The organism is Rhizobium sp. NXC14, assembly GCF_002117485.1.
Classification (GTDB): Bacteria; Pseudomonadota; Alphaproteobacteria; order Rhizobiales; family Rhizobiaceae; genus Rhizobium.
This window is the reverse complement of record NZ_CP021030.1, coordinates 2,103,046-2,119,858: the sequence shown is the minus strand read 5'-3', so window position 1 is coordinate 2,119,858 and position 16,813 is coordinate 2,103,046. Positions and strand designations below refer to the sequence as shown.

The window sequence follows — 16,813 nt, the reverse complement described above, 5'->3', positions numbered from 1 at the left end:
GGGAAGCGATAGAGGGATACGGCGCGGCCTCTGCCGCGCCTGCTAGATCAAATAGTCGAGCATGATGTTACCCGAAAACCGCTGACACTTTTCGGCATCGTGCTCTAGACACCAAGCGATTTCAGCTTGCGGTGCAGCGCGGAGCGCTCCATGCCGACGAACTCGGCGGTGCGCGAGATATTGCCGCCGAAGCGGTTGATCTGGGCGATCAGATAATCCTTCTCGAACATCTCGCGGGCTTCGCGCAGCGGCAGCGTCATGATGTGATAATCGTTCTTGGCCGAAACCTTGGGCAGCATGTCGCCGAGGTCGGTCGGCAGCATGTCGGCGGTGATCGGCGTATCGGGGCCGTCGGTGCGGGCAAGGATCATCAGCCGCTCGATATTGTTGCGCAACTGGCGGATGTTGCCCGGCCAGTCATGCGCCTGCAGCACCGCCATGGCATCGTCGCCGATGCGGCGCGGACGAATGCCGGCCTGCTCGGAAATCTGGCGCATCAGCTGATCGACGAGGAAGGGAATGTCCTCGCGCCGCTCGGCAAGCTGCGGTACGCGCACCGGCACGACGGCCAGGCGATGATAGAGATCCTCGCGGAACCAGCCTTCAGCAATGCGGCTTTCGAGATTATAGGCGGTCGAGGAAATGATGCGGACGTCGACCTTGACGCGCTTGGATCCGCCGACCCGCTCGAACTGCTGATCGACAAGCACACGCAGGATCTTGTTCTGGGTCTCGCGCGGCATCTCGCCGACCTCGTCGAGATAGAGGATGCCGCGATGGGCTTCCTCGAGTGCGCCGATCTTGCGCGCCTGGCCGGGCGTGCCCTCGGTGCCGAAGAGCGCCACTTCCATGCGATCGGGCGTGATGTTGGCGGCGTTGAGCGCGACAAACGGGCCGTTGGCGCGGGCCGACTTTTTGTGGATCATTCGCGCTACCAGCTCCTTGCCGGAACCGGACGCGCCGAGGATCATGATGCGGCTGTTGGTCGGCGACACTTTCTCGATCGTCTGGCGCAGCTGCGAGACGGCGACCGAGGTGCCGATCAGCTCCAGGGCGTCGCCGGTGCGCCGCTTCAGCTCGGAAACCTCGCGCTTGAGCTTCGAATTTTCCAGAGCGCGTTCGGCGATCAGGATCAGCCGGTCGGCCTTGAAGGGCTTTTCGATGAAATCGAAAGCACCGCGCTTGATTGCCGAGACCGCGGTTTCGATGTTGCCGTGGCCTGAGATCATCACGACGGGGAGATCGGGATGACGGGTCTTTATCTCGTCGAGCAGCGATAGGCCGTCCAGCTTGCTGCCCTGCATCCAGATATCGAGGAAGATCAGCCGCGGCACGCGATCTGATATCGCCGCCAGTGCGCTGTCGCTGTCATGGGCCGTGCGTGTCTCATGGCCCTCGTCGGAGAGAATGCCGGAAACGATCTCGCGAATATCGTGCTCGTCATCGACGACGAGAATATCAGAGGCCATAAGCGCTTTCCTTGTCATTGGCTGCGGGAGCGGCGGGCGCTGGCTCCAGGCGTGGCAGATGCACGCGGATCATGGCCCCTCTTCCCCGGTCAAAATCGGCGGGCGCATCGTGCAGCTCGAGCTGCCCGCCATGTTCCTCGATGATCTTCTTGACGATGGCGAGGCCGAGCCCGGTGCCCTTCTCGCGCATCGTCATATAGGGTTCCAGGATGCTGTGACGGTTTTCCACCGGCAGGCCGCGGCCATTGTCGATGACGTCGACGGTGAAACGGTCGCGGGCCGCATCGAGCGCGGCGCGCACGAGGACCTTGCGCTCGTCGCGCTCCTCGCTCGGAACGGCTTCCAGCGATTCCACGGCATTCTTGATGAGGTTTCCGAAAGCCTGGCCGAGCATGCGACTGTCGAACAGGCCCTCCAGCGGCTTATCGCCGAACTCCGACAGGAAGGTGACGTGATGATTGCCCATCTCGCGCAGGAAGATCGCGTCGCGCAGGATTTCGCGCAGGTCGCTCGGCTCCTTGGTCGGCTTCGGCATGCGGGCGAAAGCGGAGAATTCGTCGACCATACGGCCGATATCGCCGACCTGGCGGATGATCGTATCGGTGCACTGATCGAAGACGGTGCGGTCGTCCTGGTTGATCTGCTTGCCGTAGCGGCGCTGGATGCGCTCGGCGGACAGCTGGATAGGCGTCAGCGGATTCTTGATCTCGTGGGCGATGCGCCTCGCCACGTCGCCCCAGGCCGTCGAGCGCTGGGCGATGACGAGATCGGTGATATCGTCGAGCGTGATCACGTAGGATTCGCTCATATCGCGCACTTCCTCGCGGGTGACCTGCACGCTCAGCGTTCTAACCGTGCCGCCGCGCACCAGGGCGATCTGCTTGCGGAAATCGCCGCGATGGCGCACCGCCGCCTCGGTCAGCACCTGATCGACCTCGGGCGCGATGTCCGCCAGCTGCTTGCCGAGCATCTCTTCGGCCGACAGCGCCATCAGCGTTTCGGCCGAGCTGTTGACGATGGCGATGCGGCGATCCTGTTCGACGCCGATGACGGCGGCGGTAACGCCGGACAAAACCGCTTCGATGAAGCGCCGGCGGTCGTCGACCTCGTCCTTGGCCTCGAGGATCTCGTCGCGCTGGGTACGGATTTCCGAGATCATCTTGTTGAAGGTGCGCGACAGATTGGCGACGTCGCCATCGACGGCATGCACCGGCACGACGATATCCATATTGCCCGATGCAACGCTGTCGGCCGCGGTGATCAGCAGGCGGATCGGCCGGACGATGCGGTCGGCGACGGCAATTGCCGTCCAGATCGCCGCAAGCAGCACGATCAGCGCGAAGCCGATATAGAGCACGGCGAAGGCGATCTGCAGCGAGAAGCGGTTGGCCTCCATCGAGCGATATTCGGTGGCATTTTCCTCCATCATGCGCATGGCGCCCATGACCTTGGGATCGACCGCGCGCACCGTATAGAGAAACGTGCCCTGGATGGCATCGAGCTTGATGATGGCGCCGACGAGGTTGGTGACGCCGGGCGGAATCAGCGTCGGCTGCCCGGCCGCCGCCTTTTGCAACGCGTCCTGCGGAATGGCTGGCAAAGGCTTTTCCGTGGCGATATCAGCCTGGACGACCACCGAACCGTCGCTTTCGACGAGGAAGGCGCCGAGCAGGCCGCGGCCCCTTGCCTGGCGCGTCATCAGTTCGGCGAATCCCGTCCTGTCGAGACTGTAGAGAGCGCGGTTGCGCTCCAGGTCGTTGGCCATGGAGACCGTCTGCCCCTGCAGGTAGCTGGCGTTCTCCATCATATAGGCCTGGCCGATATTGCGCGACGAGCTGACGATCGACTGGGTGCGCAGCGCAAACCAGCGATCGAGGCCGGCATTGAGCGTGATGCTGGCGAAGATGGCGACGAGAATCGCGGGCGTGATCGCGACGATCGAGAAGAGCACGACGATGCGGATGTGCAGGCGCGCGGCCGCCCGGCCCCGTGTGCGCGCCTTGAGCAGCCTTGCCACCTCGCGGGCGATCAGCGCCAGCAGCGTCAGGACGAAGAAGGAATTGACGATCACCGAAGTGACCACGACATGAGAGGTCGGCGCGATCGGCGTCAGGCCGAGCAGTATGAAGAGTGTGATCGTGGCGCAGAGCAGCGCGCCGCCGGCGAGCACGAGGCCAGGCACGGCGAAAAGGGCGCGGCGATCGGTCACCGTCGTCACCGTCTCGCCCGCCGCCGCCGGCGCTACCCCATCCTGCGTCATTCGGCCTCTCTTCAGACGGCACCCCGCCGTCCCGCTACCCGATCGAAACCAAAGAACGCCGGCTCGGCAGAGCCAGCGTCGGAAAGACTTGATCGGGAGCGAAATGTCCAAAACCCTTGCGTGACCTTTAAGCAACGCATTGTGGCGAAAATGCAACGCGGCTTGTCACGTTGTCAAGGCAAGGCACCCGCAGCGTCACAGTTTTGGCGACTCACCTAGAAGCGACGCGGCCCCTCGGGTTTGTTTCCGGCAATCGCATCGATGCGCTCCAACACATCGGCCGTGAGCTTGTGCCTGTGCGAAAGCGCCGCGAGATTGTCCTGCAGCTGGCTGGCCCGCGAGGCCCCGAGAATAACGGTCGAAACGTGGGGATTGGCGAGGCACCACAAAAGCGCGAGATGGGTGATCGACAAGCCGATTTCGTCGGCGAGTTTTGCGAGTTCGCCGACCTGTCGGAGCTGAGCGCGGCCGGCATCGCTCGACCATTTCTCCTTCAGCCATTCATAGCCGGGCAGATTCATGCGGCTGTCGGCCGGCACGCCGTTATTGTATTTGCCGGTGAGGACGCCGGAGGCGAGCGGCGACCAGATGGTGGTGCCGAGGCCGATCAGGTCGTAGAGCGGGAGATAATCGGCCTCGACCTTCTGGCGTTCGAAGATGTTGTATTGCGGCTGCTCCATGGTGGGGGGCGTGATGCGCAGGTCCCGGGCAACGGCGTAGGCTTCGGTCAACTGCTGGGCGGACCATTCCGACGTTCCCCAATAGAGCACCTTGCCCTGGGCGACGAGATCGTGCATGGCCCGGACCGTTTCCTCGATCGGCGTGTCGATATCAGGGCGGTGGCAGAAATAGAGGTCGAGGTAATCGACCTGAAGCCGCTTGAGTGCCGCATGGCAGGCATCGGTCACATGCTTGCGCGACAGGCCGCGCTGCGTCGGCTTCTCGCCTCCCCAGAAGACCTTGCTCGAGACGATAAAGCTGTCCCGGCTCCAGCCAAGCGACTTGAGCGCCTCGCCCATGACGATCTCCGACTTGCCGCTTTCATAGCCTTCGGCATTGTCGAAGAAGTTCACCCCATTGTCGTAGGCAAGCCGCATGAGGTCGACGGCGTCGCCGCCATTCACCTGCTTGCCGAAAGTGACCCATGAGCCGAAGGAGAACTCGCTCACCTTCAAGCCCGATTTTCCCAAACGACGATATTCCATCACGCAGCTCCCGCGGGTTAGAACATGGGCCGACCGTTAACCGAGGCCGGCATCACACGATCGATCGGCGACCGATCCGCATAATCTATGGCGTCCGCAAGCATATACGAGCCGCAGCCGCCAAATTGGTCGCCAACACGGATGCCGCAGCTTCGGCCGCAAAGAAAAGGGCGCTCCACGACATCAGCCGGAGCGCCCATGGCATGCTGGCGACGACAGTTGCGGCGGAAGTCGAACAGCAGCGGCGGCAGATGACGAGATTCGGAACGGATAGGCAACATGTGAGCGGATTATGGAATGCTGCCGCCCGCTGATCGAGCCGTGTCGTCCACCAGTTATCCACAGCTTATCCACAGGCGCGGCGCCGATGACCGTAGCAACTTCAATGACATTGCATGATGGCAAACAATAGCTCGCAAATACTATGTGACCGCCGGATGACACTGCGCTTTTGTTTGCCGGTGCAGATACAAATCGCGACCGAGCTTGGATAGATTAAGTTTTGTTCCCGACCGTGGCGGCGGATACTGGGGAGGAGTGGCGGTGGGCAGACGAGGAGCCCACCGCCTTTTCTTCAGGCGGTGCGGGAGCTTCTGTAGACAGAGACGCCGAGTTCTCTGATTTTCTTGCGCAGGGTGTTGCGGTTGAGCCCGAGAAGATCGGCCGCCTTGATCTGATTGCCGCGGGTTGCCGTGAGCGCGGCGAGAATCAGCGGATATTCCATTTCGGTCAGCACGCGGTCATAGAGGCCGGGCGGCGGCAGGTTGTCGCCGAAGCTGGCGAAATAGGTGCGCATGTTCTCCTCGACCGCCTGAGCGATCGTCATCGAACCATTGCGGATCGGCCCCTTGTCGATCGGGCTGTCGGGCACGTCAGAGCGCAGCTCGGCATCGATGATCTCGCGGGTGATGACATCCTGCGGATAGAGCGCCATCAGGCGGCGGATCAGATTTTCCAGCTCGCGGACGTTGCCCGGCCAGGCGTATGCCTTCATCAGTTCCAACGCTTCCTGATCGAAGCGTTTGGAGCCGAGGCCCTCCTTTTCCGCTTGCTGAATGAAATGGCGCACGAGATCGGGAATGTCCTCGGCGCGGTCGCGCAGCGGCGGCAGGCGCAGCGGCACGACGTTGAGGCGATAATAGAGATCCTCGCGGAACAGGCCCTGGTTGATCGCCTGCTTCAGGTCCTTGTTGGTGGCGGCAACGATGCGCACATCGGTGCGGATCGGCGTGCGGCCGCCAACGGTGGTATATTCACCCTGCTGCAGCACGCGCAGAAGCCGGGTCTGGGCGTCCATCGGCATGTCGCCGATTTCATCGAGGAAGAGCGTGCCGCCTTCGGCCTGCTCGAATCGGCCGGTCGAGCGGGTCTGGGCGCCGGTGAAGGCGCCCTTCTCGTGACCGAAGAGTTCCGATTCGATCAGGTCGCGCGGGATCGCCGCCATGTTGATCGCCACGAAGGGGCCGTTGCGGCGCTTGCCGTAATCGTGCAGGGCGCGGGCGACAAGCTCCTTGCCGGTGCCGGATTCGCCGGTGATCATCAGCGTCAGATCGGTCTGCATCAGCCGAGCGAGCACGCGATAGATTTCCTGCATCGCCGCCGAGCGGCCGACCAGCGGCATGCCGTCCTGCATGTCCTCCTCGAGCTTGGCGGGCTTGCGCTTCGGCTCGGCCAGAGCCCGGCCGATAATGCCGATGAGTTCTGTCAGGTCGAAGGGCTTCGGCAGATAATCATAGGCGCCCTTCTCGGACGCCTTGATGGCGGTCATGAAGGTGTTCTGGGCGCTCATGACGAGGACCGGCAGATCGGGACGGGCCTTCTTGATACGCGGCAAAAGGTCGAATGCGTTCTCGTCGGGCATCACCACGTCGGTGACGACAAGATCGCCCTCGCCCGCCGAAATCCAGCGCCACAGCGTTGCGGCGTTGGAGGTGATGCGAACGTCATAACCGGCGCGGCTCAAAGCCTGGTTGAGCACGGTGCGTATGGCGGCATCATCATCTGCAACGAGGATCGTGGCTGTCATCGAGAAGGTCCTGTCGAGCTTACTGAAGAGGCATCCTCGAGCGAGGCGTCCTTCGACGCCGGCATGAGAACGCGGAAAGTCGTGCGGCTGTTCTGGCTGTCGCATTCGATGATGCCGCCGTGATCGCCGATGATCTTGGCGACCAGCGCCAGGCCGAGGCCGCTGCCATTCGTCTTGGTGGTGATGAAGGGATCGAACAGATGCGGCAACAGATCGGCGGGCACACCGGGGCCGTTGTCGTGGACGCAGAACTCCAGCGGCAGCGAGATCTTTTCACGCGTGCCGGCGACCGAAAGACGGATGCCGGGGCGATAGGCCGTCGTCAGCATGATCTCGCCATCCGGCCGATCACCCACCGCTTCCGCGGCGTTTTTCACCAGGTTGAGGAAAACCTGGACGAGCTGGTCGCGATTGGCATAGACCGCCGGCAGCGACGGGTCGTAACTCTCGGTGATGCGGATGTTGCGCGCAAAGCCAGCCTTGGCGACCGCCTTCACGTGATCGAGCACGGAATGGATATTGACCGGCATGCGGTCGACCGGGCGTTCGTCGGAAAAGACCTCCATGCGGTCGACCAGCGAGACGATGCGGTCGGTCTCGTCGCAGATCAGCCGGGTCAGCGCCCGGTCGTCGTCGATCACCGATTGTTCGAGCAACTGGGCAGCACCCCGGATGCCGGAGAGCGGGTTCTTGATCTCATGCGCCAGCATGGAGGCAAGTCCGGTCACGGAACGGGCGGCAGCGCGATGCGTCAGCTGCCGATCGATCTTGTCGGCCATCGAGCGTTCCTGGAAGACGATGACGACGGCGCCGGGTTCGCTCAGCACCGGAGCGACATAGAGATCGACGAGCTTGTCCTGGCCGAGGCGCGGGGAACTCAGGTCGACACGGTATTCGTTGACAGGCGCCTTGCGCTCACGCACCTGGTCGATCAGGGCGAGCAGCGGACTGCCGAAGGGAATGAAGGTCGAAATCCGATAACGCGCCAGATGCGAGGCGCTCGCGCCAAAGAATGCTTCCGCCTCCCAATTGGCGAAGGCGACGAAACCGGATTCATCGACCATCACCACTGGGTTCTGGATGGCGTTCAGCACGGCCATGGCAACGGTTCCGCCGGCGTAGTCGAGCGGAGATGTCGTATCCTTCGTCATGCCGCCTCCCGACTGTCGAGCGCACCCGCGGCCAATGCGTCATAAAGGCGCGCGGCCACCTCACGCGGGTCACGCGAGGTCATGATGTCTGCCTTCTCGCAACCGGCAAGCGCGGGAGCAAACCGCTCAAGATACCAGCCGAGATGCTTGCGGGCATGACGGATCGCCACCGCTTCACCATAGAAATCGAGCATCATCCGGTAATGTTCGACGGCGATATCGGCAATCTCTTCGCCTCGCGGTTCTGCCGCTCCGGCGAGCACGCCGGCATGCCACGGCCTGCCCTGGCAGCCCCGGCCGATCATGACGGCATCGGCGCCGGAGCGGCGCAGGATTTCCTGCGCGTCATCAGCAGTCTCGACATCGCCATTGGCGACCAGCGGAACGGAGATCACCTCGCGGACGGCGCGGATCGCATTCCAATTGGCGCGACCTTCATAAAATTGCATGCGGGTGCGGCCGTGGATGGTCACGAGCTGGATGCCGGCCGCCTCGGCCCCGCGGGCAATGTCCGGCGCGTTGATGGAATTCTCATCCCAGCCGAGGCGCATCTTCAGCGTCACCGGAATGTCCACGGCCTGGACCGTCGCCTCGATCAGGCTGAGCGCGTGATCGGGATCGCGCATCAGCGCCGAGCCAGAATAACCGCCGATCACCTTCTTTGCCGGACAGCCCATGTTGATGTCGATGATGTCGGCGCCATGGTCGGCCGCGATCTTCGCCGCTTCCGCCATCCAGTGCGCTTCGCGCCCGGCGAGTTGCACCATATGCGGCCGGAAGCCGGCAGCCTTCAGGCGCGACCAGGATTCGGCGGTGTCATTGACCAGCTCGCGGCTCGCCACCATCTCGGTAACCACGAGGCCGGCGCCGAAGCGCCAGGCAAGCTCGCGGAAGGGCATGTCCGTGACGCCGGACATCGGCGCCAGCACAACGCGGTTCCGCACGGACACGGGTCCGATTCGGAAAGGCGCTGCGAGATCCTTGCAAATCAAATGATTATCTTTCAGGCACACCATAGAACTGCATTATTTTTAGCCACAGATCACTGCCTTTGCCAAGGGGGCTCGGATCGAAATCGATATTTTTCAGGGCAGATGCTGGAAAAGGTTCCAGCAAGAGGTTAGAGCACTCCGGTCAATTCCGCATAATTTAGGGGATTTATGCTGCAAATGCCGTCCAAGCAACCAATATCGGCTGGAATTGTCATCGTTGCCGCCGGCCGTGGCGAGCGCGCCGGATCCTCCACGGAAGGCCCCAAGCAATATCGCATGATCGGCGGCAAGCCGGTTATCGTCCATACGCTTGAAAACTTCATGACATGGGAAGCTGCCAAACAGATCGTCGTCGTAATTCATCCCGACGACGCGGCGCTGTTTGCCAAGGCGTCTCGCCATATCGTCTCGGCAACGCCGATCGAAACGGTACATGGCGGCGCGACCAGGCAACAGTCCGTGCTTGCTGGCCTGAGATACCTCAAGGGCAAGAATGTCGGCCATGTGCTGATCCACGATGCGGTGCGACCCTTCTTCGACCACGGGCTTCTCGACCGCATTGCCGAAAGCCTTGGCGACGGCGCACAGGCAGTGCTGCCGGCCATGCCGGTCACCGATACGCTGAAACGCACCGACGGCGCCGGCACCGTGCTGACGACGGTCTCGCGCGAGCACCTTTATGCAGCGCAGACGCCGCAATCCTTCGCCTTCGCAGCGGTCCTCGACGCGCATGAGAAGGCGGCGGCGAGCGGGCGAAGCGATTTCACCGACGACGCCTCGATCGCTGAATGGGCCGGCATTCCGGTGACCATCGTCGAGGGCACGCCCGACAACGTCAAGCTGACGGTCAAGCGCGATATCGCCATGGCCGACGACAAGCTGTCGGCCCCGCTGCTTCCCGACGTGCGCACCGGCAACGGCTATGACGTGCACCAGCTCGAAGCGGGCGACGGCGTGACCCTCTGCGGCGTGTTCATTCCGCATGATCAGAAGCTCAAGGGCCATTCCGATGCCGACGTCGCACTGCATGCGCTGACAGATGCGCTGCTTGCCACCTGCGGCGCCGGCGATATCGGCGATCATTTCCCGCCATCCGATCCGCAATGGAAAGGAGCGGCTTCGAAGATCTTCATCGAGCATGCCGCTCGGATCGTACGCGAACGCGGCGGCACAATCATGAATGCCGACGTCTCGCTGATCGCCGAGGCGCCGAAGGTGGGGCCGCATCGCGACGCCATGCGGGCAAGACTGTCCGAATATCTCGGCATCGATCTCGAACGATGCTCGGTGAAGGCGACGACCAACGAGAAGATCGGCTTCGTCGGCCGGCGCGAAGGTATTGCGGCGATCGCCACGGCGACCGTCGTCTATCGGGGAATGAAGCGATGAGCCTTTTTCCCAAGGATATCCATGCGGCGGCAGAGGCTGTCATCCGCGACTTCACCGCTGCCGGGCTGATGATCTCGACGGCCGAATCCTGCACCGGCGGGCTGATCGCCGGGGCGCTGACCGAAATATCGGGCTCATCCGCAGTCGTTGACCGCGGCTTCGTCACCTATACGAACACGGCGAAGATGGAGCTGCTCGGAGTGCAGGAGCAAACGCTGCTCGGCTTCGGGGCAGTTTCCGATGAGACAGCACGGCAGATGGCGCAGGGTGCCCTCTTCCGCTCGCGCGCCGCGATCGCCGTCGCCGTCACCGGGATTGCAGGCCCCGGTGGCGGGTCGGCGGAAAAACCGGTTGGGCTCGTGCATCTTGCCGCCAGGTCGCGCACCGGCGCATCCGTCCACCGAAAGATGCTGTTTGGCGATATCGGCCGCAGCGCTGTGCGGCTGGCAACGGTACGGACGGCTCTGGAGATGGTGCATTCGCTGCTGCCCGACTGACGCCGGCTGCGATCGCCGTCACACTTTGGTGTAGATTATGTTCGCCCTTGTTTCGAAGGCTTCGGTGAACATGCGAAAGGCGCGATCGAACATCGAACCCATCAGCGCGCCCAGAATGCGGCTCTTGAACTCGTAGTCGATGAAAAAATTGATCGTGCAGCCACCGGCGGGAGTTTCGGCGAAATGCCACCGGTTTTCCAGATATTTGAATGGGCCGTCGATATATTTGACCTCGATGACGCGCTCGGCCCGGTTCAACAGTACCTGGGTCGTGAAGGTCTCGCGGATTGCCTTGTATCCAACGGTCATGTCGGCCACGAGCAGGATCTTGCCGTCGCGCTCCTTGCGGCTCCTGACGGAAAGCGCTTCGCAGAGCGGCAGGAATTCGGGATAACGCTCGACATCGGCAACGAGATCGAACATCTGGTCGGGCGTGTGTTGGACGGAACGGTGCGTTTCGAATTGCGGCATAGGCGGCACTTAAGCGGGCGCGTCCAGAAGATCAAGGAGTTCGCCCATCCGGCTGCGGGATTTTAGCTGAAGAACCGGCACATCGGGGCCATATTCGGCGAGGCCGGCGGCAATACGCGGCGCAAATTTCTCCTCGAAGGTCCAGATGAACCGCAGGAATTCTAAATCGACCTTTTCGATGCAACCCGGTGCCATTTCCGGGCGTGTGCGGCCAATCCATTTCGCCCATCGGCTGACCGCACCCCAGATACAGAGAAGTCGCGGCATGCGGACCCAGATAACGAAATCGGTCCGCGGCAGCCTGATGTCCAGTGAGGACGGGTTGGTGCCGTCCATGATCCAGCGTTCTTCGAGGATCCGGCTGGCGATGATTCTTCGCTGCTCCGCCCTGTCGCGCGCCACCCAGCCGGGAAGCCAGAAAACGTCCCGGTCGAGCGAAATATACGGAAGTCCGAAGCGCTTGGCGATCTTCAGCGAAAGAGTTGATTTCCCGCCGCCCGAGCAGCCCACCACGAGAATGCGTCGGGCTCTTCGGATATGCTCCGCCGCCTGCTTGAGGTCGGCGATCTCCTGACGCTGCGGCAGCTCTGCTCTCTGGTCCATCAGATAACTCCGTGTCCGCCGCTGCCGTTGGCGGTCATGCGCCTAAGCGCGAAGAGCGGCGAACTGGCGAGCAGCGTGGCGCGATCTTATGATGACGGTGGATTTGGCCAGTCCATACTCCCGAAGCCCTGCTTCGATCAAGGGGGCGGCATCCCGTTCGAAATTCCAGACATAGGCAAGCATCTCCAGCGAAATGCGTTCGGGACAGCCGGCCGGCAATTCGGGGCGATTTCGTCCGAGATGGCGAAACGCTCTCGATATCACTCCCCACAGGCATGCATATCTCGGCAGACGAAGCCAAATAACGGCCTCGGCACGCGGCAGGCGAAGATGAAAGGAATTGAGGCCGGTTCCATCCATGATCCAGCGCTCTTCTGTCACGGCATCGGCGATAAGACGGTCAATCTCGTCGCGCGGCCTCTTTCTCCAGCCCGGCAGCCAGTAAAAATCGCGGTCCATTGAGACGTAGTGAAGATCGAGTGCTCGCGAGAGCCGCTTTGCCAGCGTGCTCTTGCCGCTGCCGGGGCAGCCGATCACCAGAATGCGGTCGGCCTCGACCAGCGTCGATTTCAATCCGGATATAAAATTCATTGGCTGCCCAAAGAGAAACCTTGGCAAAAACCGTTAAGGTCAGTTTATTGCCTAACCTCGCCCCCTACTCGACGTCATCCTCGGCCTTGTGCCGAGGATCTGCTGCCCTATCGATCGGTTGCAGATGCTCGGGCCCGAGCAAGACAAAAGAGAGCTTGGCAGCACCCAAACCTTACTCAGCTGCCAACAGCAGCTTCTTCTCGCGTGCCGCCTTCAGCCGGGCGAAATCATCCCCCGCATGGTGTGACGAACGGGTCAGCGGGCTGGAGGCGACCATCAGGAAGCCCTTGCTGTAGGCGACCGTCTCGTAGGACTTGAACTCGTCGGGTGTGACGAAGCTCTCGACCTTGTGGTGCTTGCGGGTCGGCTGCAGGTACTGGCCGATAGTCAGGAAGTCGACATCGGCGGTGCGCAGATCGTCCATCAGCTGCAGCACCTCGTTCCGCTCCTCGCCGAGGCCGACCATGATCCCCGATTTGGTGAACATGGTGGGATCGAGTTCCTTCACCCGCTGCAGCAGGCGGATGGAATGGAAATAACGGGCGCCGGGGCGAACCGTCAGATAGTTGCCGGCCACCGTTTCCATATTGTGGTTGAAGACGTCGGGTTTGGCGGCGACCACGCGCTCCAGGGCGCCCGGCTTCTTCAGGAAATCAGGCGTCAGGATCTCGATCGTCGTTCCCGGCGAGGCGGCACGGATCGCCCAAATCACCTTTTCGAAGTGCTCGGCACCGCCGTCCTCGAGATCGTCGCGGTCGACCGAGGTGATGACGACGTGGCTGAGGCCCATCTCCTTGACCGCCTTGGCGACGTTCTCAGGTTCGGCCATATCGAGCGCATTCGGCTTGCCGGTCGCGACGTTGCAAAAGGCGCAGGCGCGGGTACAGATCTCGCCCATGATCATGAAGGTCGCGTGCTTCTTGTCCCAGCACTCGCCGATATTCGGGCAGCCGGCCTCCTCGCAGACGGTGACGAGCTTGTGCTCCTTCACGATGGCGCGTGTCTCGGCATAGCCCTTGGAAGTCGGCGCCTTGACGCGGATCCAATCCGGCTTGCGCATGACATCCGTATCCGGCCGATGCGCCTTCTCAGGATGGCGCACGCGCTTGGCGTCGGGATTGATCGTGTCGAGAATGGTCACCATTGCAGTCTCAGCTTTCCGCCGCCCTAAGCGGCACAGTCCCTACGACGCGTCGCAATTTAGCGCCGCACCAGTCGCGCAACGAATATCAGCAGGCAGGCGCCTAGGAAACCCGTCACGAAATAGCCGAGCCGTCCACCGGCCAGTTGAACGTGAAACTGGGCGAGGATGGCGGTGGCGACAACCGAGCCGACAATGCCGAGCACGATGTTCAGGAAAATTCCATATCGTGCATCCATCAGCTTGCCGGCCAGCCAGCCCGCAAGTCCGCCGATGATGATTGCCGAAATCCAGCCCACGCTTTCCATGCCTGTCCTGCCCTCAATCTGCGCTAAGCGACCGCTCTGGCGACCAGCACCACGATGATGGCGCCGACGGTGGCGTGGATGATCTGCACGACCAGCGCATTTTCAATGCCCAGCGAAATGCCGAGCGCGCTGAACAGATAGCCGCCGACGAAGGCGCCGATGATGCCGCTCAGCAGGCATCTGATCAAACCGCCGCCACCGACGACGAGACTTGCCAGGAAGCCCGCAACCAGGCCGATCAGCAAAAACACCAGCAACGCCTGCGTCTCCATAGACATGATGATTTCCTTTCGCCTTTTCCACCCGACCGGAGTGGCTTTCCACTCCGGAAAAGGGGCAGCGCCCAAAAATTCTCAAGCGTTCAGTACACGACCGTAAGCATCGAGCACCGCTTCCTTCATCGTCTCGGATACGGTCGGATGAGGGAAGATGGTATGCATCAGTTCTTCCTCGGTCGTTTCGAGGTTCATCGCGACGACGAAGCCCTGGATGAGCTCGGTGACTTCGGCGCCAACCATGTGGGCGCCGAGCAGTTCGCCGGTCTTCTTGTCGAAGATCACCTTGACCATGCCCTGGTCTTCGCCGAGAGCGATCGCCTTGCCGTTCGCCGCGAAGGAGAAGCGACCGACCCGGACATCGCGGCCCAGCTCCTTGGCCTTGGCTTCCGTAAGGCCGACGGAGGCGACCTGCGGATTGCAATAGGTGCAGCCCGGCACCTTGCCCTTGTCGGTGGGATGAACATTCGGCAGGCCGGCGATTTTTTCGACGCAGACGACGCCCTCATGCTCGGCCTTGTGGGCCAGCATCGGCGGGCCGGCGACATCACCGATCGCATAGATGCCCGCGACATTGGTCTTGCCGTAACCGTCGGCGACGACGCAGCCGCGGTCGGTCTTGATGCCGAGCGCCTCCAGGCCGAGGTTTTCGATATTGCCCTGAACGCCGACAGCCGAAATCATCCGGTCGGCGGTGATCTGCTGGACCTTACCGTCTGCAGTCTCGACATGGGCGGTGATGCTGTTTGCCACCTTCTCGACCTTGGTCACCTTGGCGCTGGTGAAGATCTTGAGGCCGCGCTTTTCCAGCTGCTTGCGGGCGATGGCGGTGATTTCGGCATCCTCGACCGGCATGATGGTCGGCATCACTTCCACCACCGTGACGTCGACGCCCATGGAGCGATAGAAGCTTGCGAATTCGATGCCGATCGCACCCGAGCCCATGACGATCAGCGACTTCGGCAGCGCATCCGGCTTCAGCGCCTCGAAATAGGTCCAGATCAGCTTGCCGTCGGGCTCGATGCCGGGCAGCGCGCGCGGACGGGCGCCAGTCGCGATGATGATGTGCTTGGCGGTATAGGTGCCCTCGCCCTTGACATTCTTCGGCAGCGGGTGCTGCGGCTCGACTACCGGTTTCGACGACTTGCCGACGACGATCTCGCCGGGCTTTGTCAGCTTGCCTTCGCCCCAGATGATGTCGATCTTGTTCTTCTTCATCAGGAAACCGACGCCGGCGTTGAGACGGGCGGAAACAGCGCGCGAGCGGCCGACGACGGCCTTGGCATCCGGCTTCACCGTGCCTTCAAGAACGAGGCCGAAATCCTTGAAGTGATTGGCGTGATCGAGCACCTCGGCCGAACGCAACAGCGCCTTCGTCGGTATGCAGCCCCAGTTCAGGCAGATGCCGCCCATATGCTCGCGCTCGACGATCGCCGTCTTAAGCCCGAGCTGGGCCGCGCGAATGGCGGCGACATAGCCGCCGGGACCGGAGCCGATGATGATGACGTCGTAGGATTCAGCCATGTGTTTCCTGCCTTTGCTATGCTGCGCTGCGGGTCATGAGCACCCACGCGTGCCTATTGCTGTTTTCGAAGAGCGGCACGGCATCAGCGCGGGCAGCCCTCCGAGAATCCGTTTCTTACATAAGCGACAAAGCCGCCTCATTATCGCTTGCTGCGACCAGCCTGACTGGCGGCGACCAGCCTTTCGGATGTCCAGCAGCCTGCGTCCGAGGCCGATGCCGCGCATATGGCGATAAGCGCGCCGAGACTGCCGGTGAACCAGTTTTTCAGATCCCCAGCATCATCCGCACGATCGATTCCAGCCCGCGCCCGAGCGCCCGCGTGTTTTCCGCATCGAGGTGAATGCCGTCGATCGGCGTGGTCTTGGCGACAGAATTGCCATCGAAAAAGCCACAACCAAGCTCGTCCGCAAGGTCGCGATAGAGCGTTGCAAGCTTTGCCGATTCCTCGATGCCGCCGGGAAAGGATGCGGCGAAGGGCACATTGCCGGTCGCGCAGATCGCCGGCGGCGCTACGATCAGGATCTCCGGCCCGTCGAATTCAAAGGGCCAGGCGTGATTGCGGATCAGTCGCACAAGCCGGCTGATGCCCTGGCAGGCGGCAAAGGCGGAGCCAGCCACAACAGGCTTCATGTCGTTGGTGCCGAGCAGCAGGATGACGAGGTCGAGCGGCGCATGCGTCTGCAGGATCGTCGGCAGGACGCGCGCACCGTTGCGGTCGCAATCGGCGAGGTGGTCGTCGAAAGCGGTGGTGCGACCGTTCAGCCCTTCGGCGATAACACGCGCCTCGCTGCCGAGCGCTGCCTGAAGCACGCTCGGCCAACGGTTCTTGTACTCATGACGGCCGATTGTCTCAGGGTCATGACCCCAGGTCAGCGAGTCACCATAGCAAAGAACGGTCTTGGTCATTTCC

The 16,813-nt window shown here is 62.2% G+C and carries 16 protein-coding genes and 1 pseudogene; 2 read left to right on the top strand and 15 right to left on the bottom strand.

Annotated elements, in window-relative coordinates; all coding sequences use genetic code 11:
* Positions 1-104: 104 nt before the first annotated feature.
* The 6 genes from NXC14_RS10455 to dusB form a co-directional block, all read right to left on the bottom strand.
* Positions 105-1,469, bottom strand: coding sequence for a sigma-54 dependent transcriptional regulator (locus NXC14_RS10455; RefSeq protein WP_011425228.1), 1,365 nt, complete (start codon positions 1,467-1,469; stop codon positions 105-107).
* Positions 1,459-3,729, bottom strand: a complete 2,271-nt coding sequence (locus NXC14_RS10450; protein ID WP_085778074.1) for a PAS domain-containing sensor histidine kinase — start codon at positions 3,727-3,729, stop codon at positions 1,459-1,461. The genes NXC14_RS10455 and NXC14_RS10450 overlap by 11 nt, the downstream gene beginning before the upstream one ends.
* A gap of 215 nt (positions 3,730-3,944) precedes the next feature.
* Positions 3,945-4,934 carry an aldo/keto reductase gene (locus NXC14_RS10445; protein WP_085778073.1) on the bottom strand — a complete coding sequence of 330 codons (990 nt, stop codon included), beginning with the start codon at positions 4,932-4,934 and terminating at the stop codon, positions 3,945-3,947.
* A gap of 574 nt (positions 4,935-5,508) precedes the next feature.
* Positions 5,509-6,960, bottom strand: coding sequence for a nitrogen regulation protein NR(I) (gene ntrC / locus NXC14_RS10435; protein ID WP_085778072.1), 1,452 nt, complete (start codon positions 6,958-6,960; stop codon positions 5,509-5,511).
* Complete coding sequence (locus NXC14_RS10430) at positions 6,957-8,111, bottom strand: nitrogen regulation protein NR(II) (protein ID WP_085778071.1); 1,155 nt, start codon at positions 8,109-8,111, stop codon at positions 6,957-6,959. Before NXC14_RS10430 ends, ntrC begins: the two co-directional genes overlap by 4 nt.
* Positions 8,108-9,127 carry a tRNA dihydrouridine synthase DusB gene (gene dusB, locus NXC14_RS10425; protein WP_085778070.1) on the bottom strand — a complete coding sequence of 340 codons (1,020 nt, stop codon included), beginning with the start codon at positions 9,125-9,127 and terminating at the stop codon, positions 8,108-8,110. The genes NXC14_RS10430 and dusB overlap by 4 nt, the downstream gene beginning before the upstream one ends.
* A 144-nt stretch (positions 9,128-9,271) precedes the next feature.
* On the opposite strand from dusB, the gene NXC14_RS10420 reads away from it, so the two are divergent.
* Together NXC14_RS10420 and NXC14_RS10415 are read left to right on the top strand one after the other, a co-directional pair.
* The gene (locus NXC14_RS10420) at positions 9,272-10,492 is read left to right on the top strand and encodes a bifunctional 2-C-methyl-D-erythritol 4-phosphate cytidylyltransferase/2-C-methyl-D-erythritol 2,4-cyclodiphosphate synthase (protein WP_085778069.1); all 1,221 of its coding nucleotides are present in this window, start codon (positions 9,272-9,274) and stop codon (positions 10,490-10,492) included.
* Positions 10,489-10,989 (top strand): CinA family protein, encoded by a 501-nt coding sequence (locus NXC14_RS10415; RefSeq protein WP_085778068.1) that lies wholly within the window; start codon positions 10,489-10,491, stop codon positions 10,987-10,989. Before NXC14_RS10420 ends, NXC14_RS10415 begins: the two co-directional genes overlap by 4 nt.
* An 18-nt stretch (positions 10,990-11,007) precedes the next feature.
* Here the strand turns inward: NXC14_RS10415 and NXC14_RS10410 are convergent, their stop codons facing one another.
* The 9 genes and pseudogenes from NXC14_RS10410 to NXC14_RS10370 all read right to left on the bottom strand — a co-directional run bounded on the left by NXC14_RS10410 (position 11,008) and on the right by NXC14_RS10370 (position 16,809).
* Positions 11,008-11,460 (bottom strand): type II toxin-antitoxin system RatA family toxin, encoded by a 453-nt coding sequence (locus NXC14_RS10410; protein ID WP_085780061.1) that lies wholly within the window; start codon positions 11,458-11,460, stop codon positions 11,008-11,010.
* A gap of 9 nt (positions 11,461-11,469) precedes the next feature.
* The gene (locus tag NXC14_RS10405; protein WP_198175527.1) at positions 11,470-12,066 is read right to left on the bottom strand and encodes an AAA family ATPase; all 597 of its coding nucleotides are present in this window, start codon (positions 12,064-12,066) and stop codon (positions 11,470-11,472) included.
* A gap of 39 nt (positions 12,067-12,105) precedes the next feature.
* Positions 12,106-12,654 carry an AAA family ATPase gene (locus NXC14_RS10400; RefSeq protein WP_085778066.1) on the bottom strand — a complete coding sequence of 183 codons (549 nt, stop codon included), beginning with the start codon at positions 12,652-12,654 and terminating at the stop codon, positions 12,106-12,108.
* Positions 12,655-12,826: 172 nt separating this feature from the next.
* Positions 12,827-13,798, bottom strand: coding sequence for a lipoyl synthase (gene lipA / locus NXC14_RS10395; RefSeq protein ID WP_085778065.1), 972 nt, complete (start codon positions 13,796-13,798; stop codon positions 12,827-12,829).
* A 56-nt stretch (positions 13,799-13,854) separates the two neighbouring features.
* Entirely contained in the window at positions 13,855-14,103 is a 249-nt protein-coding gene (locus NXC14_RS10390) for a GlsB/YeaQ/YmgE family stress response membrane protein (protein WP_085778064.1), read from the bottom strand.
* A gap of 23 nt (positions 14,104-14,126) precedes the next feature.
* Positions 14,127-14,381 carry a GlsB/YeaQ/YmgE family stress response membrane protein gene (locus NXC14_RS10385; RefSeq protein ID WP_011425215.1) on the bottom strand — a complete coding sequence of 85 codons (255 nt, stop codon included), beginning with the start codon at positions 14,379-14,381 and terminating at the stop codon, positions 14,127-14,129.
* Positions 14,382-14,456: 75 nt separating this feature from the next.
* A complete protein-coding gene (gene lpdA / locus NXC14_RS10380; protein ID WP_085778063.1) occupies positions 14,457-15,902 on the bottom strand; it encodes a dihydrolipoyl dehydrogenase in 1,446 nt (481 codons plus the stop codon).
* A 16-nt stretch (positions 15,903-15,918) separates the two neighbouring features.
* Positions 15,919-16,165: pseudogene (locus NXC14_RS33945) on the bottom strand (GNAT family N-acetyltransferase); the annotation flags it as partial.
* 2 nt (positions 16,166-16,167) lie between these two features.
* Positions 16,168-16,809, bottom strand: a complete 642-nt coding sequence (locus NXC14_RS10370) for an SGNH/GDSL hydrolase family protein (protein WP_064802314.1) — start codon at positions 16,807-16,809, stop codon at positions 16,168-16,170.
* Positions 16,810-16,813 lie beyond the last annotated feature (4 nt).